This is a genomic window from Vibrio syngnathi (genome assembly GCF_002119525.1).
Taxonomy (GTDB): domain Bacteria; phylum Pseudomonadota; class Gammaproteobacteria; order Enterobacterales; family Vibrionaceae; genus Vibrio; species Vibrio syngnathi.
The window spans coordinates 1,744,010-1,755,863 of sequence record NZ_CP017916.1 but is presented as its reverse complement, the minus strand read 5'-3'; the positions used below and the strand labels follow the sequence as shown (position 1 = coordinate 1,755,863).

Here is an 11,854-nt window from a genome sequence, read left to right as displayed (position 1 = left end):
AAATAATGAAAGGTGATATCGGTGTAATTGGCCTAGCAGTAATGGGTCAGAACCTTATCCTAAACATGAACGACCACGGCTTCAAAGTTGTGGCCCACAACCGTACTGCTGCGAAAGTAGACGAGTTCCTAGAAGGCCCAGCTAAAGGTACTAACATTGTTGGTGCTTACTCTCTAGAAGAGCTAGTTGAGAAGCTAGAAGCGCCACGTAAAGTGATGCTTATGGTTCGTGCTGGTGACGTTGTAGATACGTTCATCGACAAGCTTGTACCACTTCTAGACAAAGGCGACATCATCATTGATGGTGGTAACACTAACTTCCCGGACACTAACCGTCGTGTTGCTGCTCTTCGTGAGAAAGGCATCCACTTCATCGGTACGGGGGTTTCTGGTGGTGAAGAAGGCGCTCGTTTCGGTCCTTCTATCATGCCAGGCGGTTCTCCTGAAGCTTGGGAAGCGGTTAAGCCTATCTTCCAAGGTATCTCTGCGAAAACTGACGCAGGTGAGCCTTGTTGTGATTGGGTTGGTAACGACGGTGCTGGTCACTTCGTTAAGATGGTTCACAATGGCATCGAATACGGTGACATGCAGCTTATCACTGAAGCATACCAGTTCATGAAAGATGGCCTAGGTATGAACCACGACGAAATGCAGGCTGTATTTGCTGACTGGAACAAAACTGAGTTAGACAGCTACCTAGTCGAAATCACTGCTGACATCCTTGGCTACAAAGATGAAGACGGTGAAGCGCTAGTTGAGAAGATCCTAGACACTGCTGGCCAAAAAGGTACAGGTAAATGGACAGGTATCAACGCACTAGACATGGGTATCCCATTGACTCTAATCACTGAGTCTGTATTCTCTCGTTGCCTATCTGCACTTAAAGACCAACGTGTTGAAGCTGAAAAACTATTCGGCAAGACTGTTGCTCCAGTTGAAGGCGACAAGCAAGAGTGGGTTGATGCAATCCGTCAGGCTCTACTTGCTTCTAAGATCATCTCTTACGCTCAAGGTTTCATGCTAATGCGTGAAGCGTCGAACGAAAACGGCTGGGATCTAAACTACGGTAACGTTGCACTTATGTGGCGTGGCGGTTGTATCATCCGTTCTGCATTCCTAGGCAACATTCGTGATGCTTATGAAGCGAACCCAGAGATCGCATTCCTAGGTTCAGATGCATACTTCAAAGGCATCCTAGACAACTGCATGGGCGCTTGGCGTAAAGTTGCAGCTAAGTCTATGGAATCAGGCATCCCAATGCCATGTATGACTTCTGCACTAACGTTCCTAGACGGCTACACTACAGCTCGTCTTCCAGCGAACCTTCTACAAGCTCAACGTGACTACTTCGGTGCTCACACTTATGAGCGTACTGACCGTCCACGTGGTGAATTCTTCCACACAAACTGGACTGGTACAGGCGGCGACACTGCTTCTACTACTTACGACGTATAATCGTTAGTTAGATTCAGTAAAGAACGCGTTTGTTCTTTCAGCTGTAAACTAGAAAATAAAAGGATGCCTCAGTGGCATCCTTTTTTGTTGGTTCACTGTTTTAATCAGTTACTTCGAAGTATTACTATCATTTTTGTTAACTCGAACTCTGGCTATTTGCTTAAACTCAGATTGAACTTGATAGCGTATGCGTAGTTGAACTGGCAGGGTGCTGGTAATGATATTCCGGACGTTAAGTGACCAATTCGAAATTAAATTCAAAGATAAATAGGATCACAAGCATGCTTTATGCCATCATAAAGGCATAGATAAGGGCAATGGATGTAATGCCCAAGTGATTGAGCTAGAAGCGGTCAGTGATGACAGTGTTCTAGAGTATATTCAAGGCCTTTAGTTGCCTTGGAAAAGGTAAAGATATGACTGAAGAAGAAAGAATCGAACTGCAACAAAACAACCCACTGCACGGCTTAAAGCTAGATACTATGATCACTGAATTAGTGGATCATTATGGTTGGGAAATTTTGGATGCAGCAATGCGCATGAACTGCTTTAACACTAAGCCAACGGTGGCAAGTGCTGTTAAATATCTGAAGAAGACTGAATGGGCTCGTGAGAAAGTAGAAAACTTCTACCTTTACCGTTTCAAGCGCATGCCTAAAGCTTCAGATATCGAATACCAGATGCCTCCGCGTTCACGTACATTCCGTCACGGGTTAGAGCCTCGTGAGCCAATGGAATTGACGGTTGAATCGATTCTAGCATCACAAGCTAAAGCAGCGTCTGCATTTAAAGAGCGCCGCGGCGGTAACGGTCGTAATTTTCGTCGTTAATAAGAAGGCTTCGTTAGTAAGAGCCGTCTTTAGATAAGGCGTAGATAATTAATGCGCCTAATTGGACAAGCGAAAAACACAAAGGAGCCTAAGTGCTCCTTTTTTAATGCGTATAACTATTAAATCCGTCTAAAGCTTATTGTTCTTGAGCCTTAAGCTTCGCGGTTCTTTCTTTGATTCTTCCAAAGGTCAACGACATAGACAATGGCGCTGATCAGTAAGAATAGCGCCGACACAGAAAACAGAGCGGGCATTTTTAGGATCCACGCAAATGTGGCAGCAAGAAAAGCGACAAAGCAAATGAGTCGACTTGATGACATGACATGACCGAGTTTAATGTTCATAACGCCTCCTAATGAAGTCTCACTTTCGACAGGAGAATTATCCCACCTTTGGCAAAATAAAGGCTAAAAAATAGTCTAAATTGTTATCAAATTTGCTAATTGAAAGACTCGCCTCACATATTTTGGCTTGGCTGTTTTATAAGCAATAAAATAGCGGAATAGGTATTGAGATCGTGGAGTCTTTTCGGTCGGTCTCTCATGTTGAAAGCCTTATTGAACCGAACGTCTAGTTAGCATAGAAAAAGTAAGCGGTGATCAAAAAGCTCGCAATGATCACTGTGGTACGAACATATTGTTGAGGAATGCGGCGAGAGATTTTTGCTGAATAGTAACCACCAACCAATGTCCCAAACAAAACAGCCATGCCTGACGACCAATCTATCGAACCATTCACAACAAAGAACACTATTGCCGCTAACGATGCACACGCAGAAACCAGCAGTTTGATACCATTCATGACGTTAATGTTGGTGTAACCAGCCAGAGCTAAGTAACTCAACGTTACTATTCCCAAACCTGCGTTAAAGTAACCACCATAGATACACACGACCAAAAGCAACAAAGCGGACAAGAATACCCCTGCGCTGGTGGCGTGCTTATGTTTAGCGGTTACTTTTTTGATCCATTTGTTGAGTGTGCCACCAAACGTGAATAGCAAAGCAGCAAAAAGCAGTAGCCAAGGCACGGATTGAGTGAACAGAGCTTCTGGTGTGTGCAGTAGTAGAAATGCTCCGATGCCACCACCAATTACACACAAACCAATGGTCAGCTTGAGTTGCTTAGTACCTGATTGGATTTCGTGGCGTAGAGCGTAGGCACCACTGATGTAACCAGCGCATGAAGCAAAGGTATTGGTCGCGTTGGCTGCAATTGGTGGAACTCCAGCGAACAAAAGAGCAGGGAAGGTGATGAAGCTACCGCCACCCGCAATTGAGTTAAGTACTCCGCCAATCACTCCCGATAAGAATAGAATCAACCAATCCATAGTTTTGAGTCCAACGCGTTAAATGATCGTTTACCTTACTTGAATTTGTTAAGAATATCAGAGCTGTGCATCTTGAAAGTACGAGTTTGTGAGTTTGCTACCATCTTTAACTGCGTGTTCAAATTGACTAGATAAAAAAAGGAGCCAATGGCTCCTTTCGTTGAGGTTTAGTTGATTTGGTAGAATTTTACACTTCTACCGCCTTTGCTCTAAAGCTCTTGAACAGCTTAACTAGAATCGGGCTTGAGAGCACCAACGCAGCCAGAATAGTGAACGTCATCGTGATTGGTCTTTCCCATAGGAAGCTCAACTCGCCATCACTGATCATCAGTGCACGTCTTAAGTTTTCTTCCATTAATCCACCTAATATGAAGCCAAGCAGTAACGGTGCGAGAGGGAAGTTAGCTAACCTCAGCGCAATCGCAACCATAGCAACAATGAGCATTACAAAGACATCCATCGTATTGAAAGACACCAAGTACACGCCTGTGATTGAGAAGAAGATAATCATCGGCAGTAATACCGTTCTTGGTACCGCGAGCAGTTTAGAGATATATGGGATCAACGGCAGATTCAAGATAACCAGTACGATGTTACCAAAGTACATAGAGATAATTACCGACCAAAATACATCTGGGTGTTCAACGAACAAACGAGGGCCCGGCTGAATACCGTAAGCGATTAGGGCACCAAGCATGATTGCGGTAGTACCAGAGCCGGGAATACCAAGCGTCAGTAGCGGAACGAATGAACCACTTGAAGCTGCGTTATTTGCTGATTCAGGAGCAACAAGACCACGAATACTGCCTTTACCAAACTCTTTCTGTTTGTCTTTCGGTGCAAGGCTACGTTCCATGCCGTAGCTTAAGAACGCTGCGATCGTTGCGCCTGCGCCCGGTAAAACACCTGTAAAGAAACCGAGAATAGAAGAGCGAATCGAAACAGGCGCGACTTCTTTAAACTCTTCTTTGGTGACTTTCATGCTGCCTATGTCTGACATTTTTTTCGTTTCTTCTGCGCTGGTGTCGTGCTCTGGCTTCAGAATACCCATCAAGGTTTCACCCAGAGCGAACGTTGCCATCGCCAACAATAGGAAGCTGAAACCGTCCATTAGGTCTGTTAGGCCAAACGTGAAACGCTCAACACCAACGCCTTTGTCGATACCCACGGTCGATAGCATCAAACCAAGAATGGTCATCATCCACGCCTTGATTACCTGACCTGGGCCTGCAAATGCCGCTACAGCCGATAGACCTAACAACATCAATGCAAAGTAATCTGAAGACTGGAAACTCAATGACACACTCGCTAGAGCCGGAGCCGCAATCAAAAGCATAATTGCCGAAAGTGTGCCGCCAGTGAAAGAAGAGTAAGCCGCGAGTGCGAGTGCTTTACCAGCTTGGCCTTTTTGTGCCATCGGGTAGCCATCGAATGCGGTTACTACCGTTGAAGAGCAACCCGGAGCGTTGATTAATATTGATGACGTTGAACCGCCAAATACCGCCCCGTAGTACACACCTGCCATCAAGATTAGGCCAGAAGAAGGGTCTAGGCCGTATGTAATAGGGATCATCAGCGCGATTGCTGAAATTGGACCGAGTCCCGGTAGCATCCCAATAAAGGTACCAACAAAACAGCCAACAATTACCATCATGATGTTCATTGGCATCACAGCGGTAGAAAGTCCTTGTAAAATTCCGTCTAACATAATGTTGTCCCTACCAAAGAGTGAAGATTAAACCAGGCTCTAGGTAGATATCTAAGCCTTGAGTTAATAAAAGAAAGAACGCGATAACGAAAGGAAACGACGCGCCAAATAAAACAGCTTTGCGACGCTCACCCAGTAGATAAAAGCCTGCAAGTAGGAAGAAACTGGTCGCTAAAACAAAGCCGAGATAAGTCAGCCCAACACCGTACAGAGCCATTAACACCAAGAAGCCAATCAGCAGTTTCCAGTTCAGCGGCGTAGTGTCGCATGTGACTTTTTTATCCGGCTGTCCGGTTATAAGCAGGATCAACGAGAGGCCAATGCCGATGAACGTTAGCAGGATAGGTAAGGTTCTTGCTGTGAAGGGTTCGTACTCGTCACCGGGGAACAAAGGAATCAGCGTGGTTTGGTAGCCATAGCATAAACACGCAAGCATAAAGAGCATGGCTCCGATGCGATCCTTCGAAAGCAAAGATTCCTTACTCAGAAATTTGGTTGGTAAGTCCGACATATCCAACTCCATTTGGGGTGGTATAAAAATAAAAAGCCGTACATGAGCGAGTCAATGAAATGTCTGGGATCACTAACCAAAGGTAAGCGAATTACGGTACTGGTTTATCAGCCACTTGCGTTTACAACAAATCGGCAAGCGTTAGTAATACGTCTACGAATAAACAAAGGAGTTTGAAGTTAACTCATGCACGGCGAAACAAGGAAAGAGTAAGAGGGCACATATGCCCTCTATGGTTGTTGGTTATTTCAAGAAACCAAGCTCACGCATTAGGTCGCCCATCTGTTTTTCTTGATCTTCTAGGAAGGCGTAAAAATCTTTGTCAGCTTTGTAGTTGTCGATCCAACCGTTACGGTCACGAACCACTTGCCACTCATCGGTTTTGTACATTTTGCCAAGCGCTACATTCCATTCGTCGATCTTCGCTTGGCTTGTGCCAGGTGCTGCAAAGAAACCACGCCAGTTAGCAAATACGGTTTCGTTGCCGTACTCAGTCAGTGTTGGGATGTTAGGTGCAGCGTCAAGACGCTTTGGTGCCGTTACTGCCAATACTTTAACTTGGCCAGATTTAGACATCTCTAGCACTTCACCAAGGCCAGTAGAAAGAAGCTGTGTTTCGCCAGACAGTAGCGCCGCCATTGCTTTGCCGCCAGCATCGTAGGCAATGTAACGTACTTTTTTAGCATCAAAACCTTCACCTTTGAACGCCGCTGCTACCACAAGGTGATCCATGCTGCCACGAGCTGAGCCACCTGCGATTTTCACTTTACGTGGGTTGGTTTCGAACTCTTTAACGACGTCTTCCCAAGTGTTGTACTTAGAATCCGCAGACGCCACGATTGCACCGTAATCGGCAATGGTTGCTGCTACAGGAGTTAGGTCACGGAAAGATTGAGGAAAGATCCCCGTTAGTGAGCGAACAACGATAGGCGTTGAGTTCACCATCAACGTGTCTTCTTGGCGTTGAGCTGTTTCGATTAGGTGTGCAATGGCTTTACCGCCGCCGCCACCAGACAAGTTTTGGAAAGAGACATTTTCTACGATGTCTGATTTCACCAATACATCACCCGTACCACGAGCTGTCATATCCCAACCGCCACCAGCGCCGCCAGGGATTAGGAAGTGGATTTTTTCTACGTCAGCAGCAAAAGTGTTGAAAGAAAAGGTTGCTGCGATAATAGAAGCCGCAAGAGTAGGTTTCAGTGCCTTGAACATGGTTCACGTTCCTTATGTAGGGGATCTCTTCAATGGAGAGAAACTTATGTTTTATTTCCAGCTACTAAACAGATGAGTAGGGTATTGCTTAGTAGATGAAGCTAAAGTTAACGGTGTGTTAATGAATTGTCTGTAATGCGGTGATATTGAGAATAAAAAACATTGGGTGAATAAAGTGCATAAAGTTCACGGAGGCGTGGCTGTAGGACTCTTCCAGCAATAATAACTAGGTTTTTCTTGAGTTTATGTGAACAATTTTTTTGACTGCTGGTCGCTTTATACTACTGTGTATCATTAAAGAGGGTACTTATTGCGACACAAAGAGTGATATGGAGAGGCGCTCTTTAATATATAGAATAATATGTTGCTAGGTGTGCAGTGCTACTCTAATAATATGATTATAGCTGGCACGTTACATTTCTGAGCTAGTGGTTATTCAAGGATAGAATAATGATAGACAAAAAAATTTCGTTACGATTTACCGTTGGAGGAATGTTTTTGCTTGCGACATTTCTCACCGCTGTTGTTGCTGTTTCACTGCAATATTACTTTAGTAAAAAAATGGCGACTGAGAATACCCTATCAAAGTTGACGATGGTGTCCCAAGAGCTGAGTAACTATATCGGCGCGGTTGACTCCGACGCAGCCAACACAGCGCGTTTACTTGCTTCAGTGAAACGATCTATAAGTAACAAAATATCGAAAGAAGAGTCGCGTAGTATTCTTTCTGAAGCCATTAAAGATAACCCTCTCTTTTATAGTATTTATATTGGTTCATCCAATGAAAACTTCTTCCAAATTATCAATCTAGAATCTGCCCCTGTCATTAGAGAGAAAATAGGTGCCCAACAAACTGACCGTTGGGTTGTGGTTGAAATTCATAATGTAGGGCAGGATCGCGTCCGTACAACGAAATATTTTGACCAAGAGTTTGCGCTAAGAAATTCAACTACGGAGCAGAGCAACTACCTTCCAACGACAAGGCCTTGGTATGTTTCTGCCAATGTTCAATCGGTCGAAAAAACTCAGCCATATCTTTTCCAGCATTTACAAATTACCGGGCAAACTTATTCTTTAGCGTTTGAGTCGAAAATCGAATCTAAAGTTCAACATGTGATTGGTATTGATATTGTGTTGTCTTCTTTGGCTAACAAACTATCAGGTACGGCGCTTGGGTTGGCAGAAGATAGTAAGGTTGAGTCCTTCTTATATTCGAAATCGGGTAATATTATTGCGTCTAACCTCAAGGTTAATAATCAGGAATCGGAGTTTGATGTATCAAAATTGGTACTTTCGTCTGAGCAAAAAGCCTGGGTTAACGATACCCCTCCACTGCTAGTTTCTAATCAAAATGATTGGGGGCCGATGGACTTTTCTGTAGCGGGGAAACCAAACGGCTATGCGATAGACCTTCTTAAAATGATTGGTGAGATGACAGGGATCAGGTTTGAATTTGTTAATGGTTTCTCTTGGGGCGAGCTTGTCAGTAAGTTTCAAGAAGGAAGTATTGATGGCCTGCAATCGGTTCAAAATTATAAAAATAATGGCATAGATGGACTATACACGACTCCAATTTACGAATTGCCATTTTCTATCGTGACAAGGGTCGGCGCGAAGGTTGTCACTAATTATGCCGAGCTTGAGGGGCAAAAAGTTGCGATTTTATCTGGATGGTCAATTATTCCTAAGTTGAGAAAGGACTTTCCGAACATTGATTTAGTTGAGTTTGAAAACCTAGAGTCCGCATTTAATTCAATTGAAAGTGGAGAGAACTTTGCTTTCTTAGACGCTGAACCCGTACTCTCGTTTGCATTAGATAGGTTTTTCCAGCCAGGCCTTAGTGTAAATGGGACTCTAGAAGATCTAGACCAGAACTACTCAAACCAATTCCATTTGGTGCTGCAGAGCAAGCATAAACAATTGCTCCCAATCATTGATCAAGCTATCAGCAAGTTAAGTGGTGAACAACTTGATGCCTTAGCGAAAAAGTGGCTGCATGATACCGGCTTTAATACGAATACGACGGTTCCTTATACTGAACTTTATGATTTGACTAAGGAAGCAACGGTTGAAGGTAGTATGGTAAGGGTAGAGTTGAATGGCGAGATCAAGCATCTCTATTTAAAGAAAGTCGATACGGGCGAACACTACTCTGAGTATTTTGCGGTATTGATTCCAGAAACTGAAATCTTTAGTACAGTCAATAAACGTCTAGCAACCTCTGTTGGCGTAACGATGTTACTGATGAGTTTGACCTTGCCTATTGCTTGGGTTTTTGGTGCACCGATAGTGCGTCCTATTCGTCAATTAGAGGAGGAGACTCATAAGATCAAGATGCGTGATTATGACAGTGTCGAGCTTGTTGAGACTCGAATTAAAGAAGTATGGGAGCTATCTGTGGCGGTAAAAGACATGGCGATGGAACTCAAGCAGCATGAGCTAACCCAAGAAGCCTTTGTTGAGTCGTTCATTAAACTTATTGCTCAAGCGATCGATGATAAGTCAGCTTATACCGCAGGGCATTGTAATCGTGTACCAGAACTGGGTTTGATGTTGGCTGAGGCGGCTGAAAAATCACAATCTGATTACTTAAAAAACTTTAAATTTGAAAATGATAACGAGCGTCGTGAGTTTCGAATTGCGGCTTGGCTTCATGATTGTGGCAAGATCACGACACCGGAACACATTGTCGATAAAGGTACGAAGCTTGAGGCCAACTACAATCGAATTCACGAGGTGAGAACACGATTTGAAGTACTTTGGCGTGATGCGGAAATCACTGCTTTGAGAAAAAAACTTGAAGGTACGCTATCAACGCAACTGATAGCCGATGAGCTTGCGGCAACCAAGCAGCAGCTACAAGATGACTTTGCCTTTATCGCGACATCGAACGTTGGTGGTGAGTTCATGAGTGACGACAAAGTTGCTCGTATTCGTTCGATAGCTGGGACGACTTGGATGCGTAACTTTGATGATCAACTTGGTCTATCGCCGATAGAAGCCTTGAATCGAGAATCGAGTTCAAGCTTGCCAGCGACAGAGCCGCTGTTAAGCGATAAGCCTGAACATATAGTGAAAAGAGATAGGCCGTTAGAGTTTGACCCGCAATACAAAATCAAAATGGACGTTCCTGAGTACTTATACAATTTAGGTGAAGTTTATAATTTAAGCATTGTACGTGGCACGTTAACTGCTGAAGACAGGTTCAAAATAAATGAGCATATACTTGGCACGATTAAGATGCTTGAGAACCTGCCATTCCCGAAAGAGCTAAGCCGTGTGCCTCGCTATGCTTCGACGCACCATGAAACACTCAAAGGCACGGGGTATCCGCGTAAGTTGACTGGCGACGACCTTTCAATCCCAGAACGTATTCTGGTGATCTCCGATATTTTTGAGGCATTAACCGCTGCGGATAGGCCTTATAAGAAGGCGAAGCCAATCAGTGTTGCTGTCGATATCATGTATAAGATGGCATTGGACGAGCATCTCGATATCGAACTGTTTAGATTGTTCTTAACCAGTGGTACGCATGTTCGTTATGCAAAAGAGTATCTCAAACCGGAACAGATTGATTTTGTCGATATCAATAAATACCTTGAAGTCACTCGTCAGATTGCTTGACTAAAAGGTTGGCTTGTTAGAACGAGTTCGATGAATGAAAGGCGCACATCAGTGCGCCTTTTTTGTAGCTGTTTATCGGTGAGCAGGTAGATAGATACAAAGTGCTCTGCGTTTGACAAGTGTGGTTACAAGTTGTCGACACATTGGCTTCGAGTAATTTTAGGGTAGGTAAGAATTTAGTCGCTGTGTTTCTTTGTAAGTTATTAAGTAACAGGTGGTTAGGTTGTTTTTATTGCCATTTCGAGTAAGTTTTCATCGTCTATGGGAAATACTACCTTAGTCTAAATTGTCGACAATCTACTTGATTGTCGACAATTTGATCGTGTAATTTATGTTCATGTTATGAAATTGTTGACAATTAAGGCTCAACAATCAGAAGTGAGCAGCGTGAATATGAATACTGCGATAAAAGATCTCAGCTTGAGTGCAAACACGAAGACACGTGTGAGCGATAAAGAGAACACTAAATCAGAAAACCTCACTGAGTATCTTGTTGAGGCGATTGTTAGCGGCGAATTAGGCCCTGGTAGTAAGATCTCGGAGCCTGAACTGGCTAAACGCTTTGAGGTAAGCCGAGGTCCATTACGTGAAGCGATAATGCGTGTTGAAGGACTTGGCCTGATAGAACGTATTCCACATGTCGGCGCTCGAGTTATTACTTTTTCGGCAGACAAACTGCTAGAGCTTTACGCGGTGCGAGAGGCATTGGAAGGCATGGCGGCTCGCTTAGCAGCGCGACACATCACACAAGAAGAGCTTATCGGGCTTGAAGGATTATTGTCGACACATTCCCAACATATCGATGAAGTCGAGGGTTCTTCTTACTTCCACCAACATGGTGATTTCGATTTCCATTACCGCATTATCAAAGCGAGTCGTAACAGCAAGCTCATTTCGCTGCTGTGTGATGAGCTTTATCACCTATTACGCATGTACCGCTATCAATCGCCTAGGGCTCAGTCTCGACCAAAAGAGGCGCTCGATGAACACAAATACATCCTACAAGCGATTGGTAATCGCGATGAAGAGCTAGCAGAAATGCTAATGCGACGACACATCTCGGGAAGCCGATTGCTTATAGAACAACAAATTCAATCCAAAGATCTTGATTAACTGGCGACTGGTATTTGCCAGCGGTTCTTCGCTGGCGAGAGCTAAACATCAGTAGTCATAAAGATTAGAA

General features: G+C 44.0%; 9 protein-coding genes. 4 read left to right on the top strand and 5 right to left on the bottom strand.

All coding sequences use genetic code 11. The annotated features are described in order from the left end of the window. Positions 1-5 precede the first annotated feature (5 nt). Both gnd and K08M4_RS08070 read left to right on the top strand, forming a co-directional pair. A complete protein-coding gene (gene gnd, locus K08M4_RS08075) occupies positions 6-1,454 on the top strand; it encodes a decarboxylating NADP(+)-dependent phosphogluconate dehydrogenase (protein WP_004733587.1) in 1,449 nt (482 codons plus the stop codon). A 416-nt stretch (positions 1,455-1,870) separates the two neighbouring features. Next, the gene (locus K08M4_RS08070; RefSeq protein WP_004733589.1) at positions 1,871-2,284 is read left to right on the top strand and encodes a VF530 family protein; all 414 of its coding nucleotides are present in this window, start codon (positions 1,871-1,873) and stop codon (positions 2,282-2,284) included. Between the two features lie 152 nt (positions 2,285-2,436). Here K08M4_RS08070 and K08M4_RS08065 read toward each other — a convergent pair whose 3' ends face one another. From K08M4_RS08065 to K08M4_RS08045, 5 genes are all read right to left on the bottom strand, one after another. Next, positions 2,437-2,628: a hypothetical protein gene (locus tag K08M4_RS08065; protein WP_004733590.1), complete on the bottom strand. Its 192-nt coding sequence runs from the start codon at positions 2,626-2,628 to the stop codon at positions 2,437-2,439. Positions 2,629-2,854: 226 nt separating this feature from the next. Continuing rightward, positions 2,855-3,613 carry a sulfite exporter TauE/SafE family protein gene (locus K08M4_RS08060; RefSeq protein WP_086049504.1) on the bottom strand — a complete coding sequence of 253 codons (759 nt, stop codon included), beginning with the start codon at positions 3,611-3,613 and terminating at the stop codon, positions 2,855-2,857. Positions 3,614-3,800: 187 nt separating this feature from the next. Further along, complete coding sequence (locus K08M4_RS08055) at positions 3,801-5,321, bottom strand: tripartite tricarboxylate transporter permease (protein ID WP_086049503.1); 1,521 nt, start codon at positions 5,319-5,321, stop codon at positions 3,801-3,803. Between the two features lie 10 nt (positions 5,322-5,331). Further along, a complete protein-coding gene (locus K08M4_RS08050) occupies positions 5,332-5,832 on the bottom strand; it encodes a tripartite tricarboxylate transporter TctB family protein (protein ID WP_004733594.1) in 501 nt (166 codons plus the stop codon). A 243-nt stretch (positions 5,833-6,075) separates the two neighbouring features. Next, positions 6,076-7,047, bottom strand: coding sequence for a tripartite tricarboxylate transporter substrate binding protein (locus K08M4_RS08045; RefSeq protein ID WP_004733595.1), 972 nt, complete (start codon positions 7,045-7,047; stop codon positions 6,076-6,078). Positions 7,048-7,497: 450 nt separating this feature from the next. On the opposite strand from K08M4_RS08045, the gene K08M4_RS08035 reads away from it, so the two are divergent. Beyond that, positions 7,498-10,671: an HD domain-containing phosphohydrolase gene (locus tag K08M4_RS08035; protein ID WP_086049502.1), complete on the top strand. Its 3,174-nt coding sequence runs from the start codon at positions 7,498-7,500 to the stop codon at positions 10,669-10,671. A 393-nt stretch (positions 10,672-11,064) separates the two neighbouring features. Next, the gene (locus K08M4_RS08030; protein WP_086050406.1) at positions 11,065-11,784 is read left to right on the top strand and encodes a GntR family transcriptional regulator; all 720 of its coding nucleotides are present in this window, start codon (positions 11,065-11,067) and stop codon (positions 11,782-11,784) included. The last annotated feature ends 70 nt before the right edge of the window (positions 11,785-11,854 follow it).

Bases quoted from the DNA above. Each gene is read 5' to 3' on its own strand.
- gnd (WP_004733587.1), top strand. From the start codon at position 6: ATGAAAGGTGATATCGGTGTAATTGGCCTAGCAGTAATGGGTCAGAAC.
- K08M4_RS08070 (WP_004733589.1), top strand. From the start codon at position 1,871: ATGACTGAAGAAGAAAGAATCGAACTGCAACAAAACAACCCACTGCAC.
- K08M4_RS08065 (WP_004733590.1), bottom strand. From the start codon at position 2,628: ATGAACATTAAACTCGGTCATGTCATGTCATCAAGTCGACTCATTTGC.
- K08M4_RS08060 (WP_086049504.1), bottom strand. From the start codon at position 3,613: ATGGATTGGTTGATTCTATTCTTATCGGGAGTGATTGGCGGAGTACTT.
- K08M4_RS08055 (WP_086049503.1), bottom strand. From the start codon at position 5,321: ATGTTAGACGGAATTTTACAAGGACTTTCTACCGCTGTGATGCCAATG.
- K08M4_RS08050 (WP_004733594.1), bottom strand. From the start codon at position 5,832: ATGTCGGACTTACCAACCAAATTTCTGAGTAAGGAATCTTTGCTTTCG.
- K08M4_RS08045 (WP_004733595.1), bottom strand. From the start codon at position 7,047: ATGTTCAAGGCACTGAAACCTACTCTTGCGGCTTCTATTATCGCAGCA.
- K08M4_RS08035 (WP_086049502.1), top strand. From the start codon at position 7,498: ATGATAGACAAAAAAATTTCGTTACGATTTACCGTTGGAGGAATGTTT.
- K08M4_RS08030 (WP_086050406.1), top strand. From the start codon at position 11,065: ATGAATACTGCGATAAAAGATCTCAGCTTGAGTGCAAACACGAAGACA.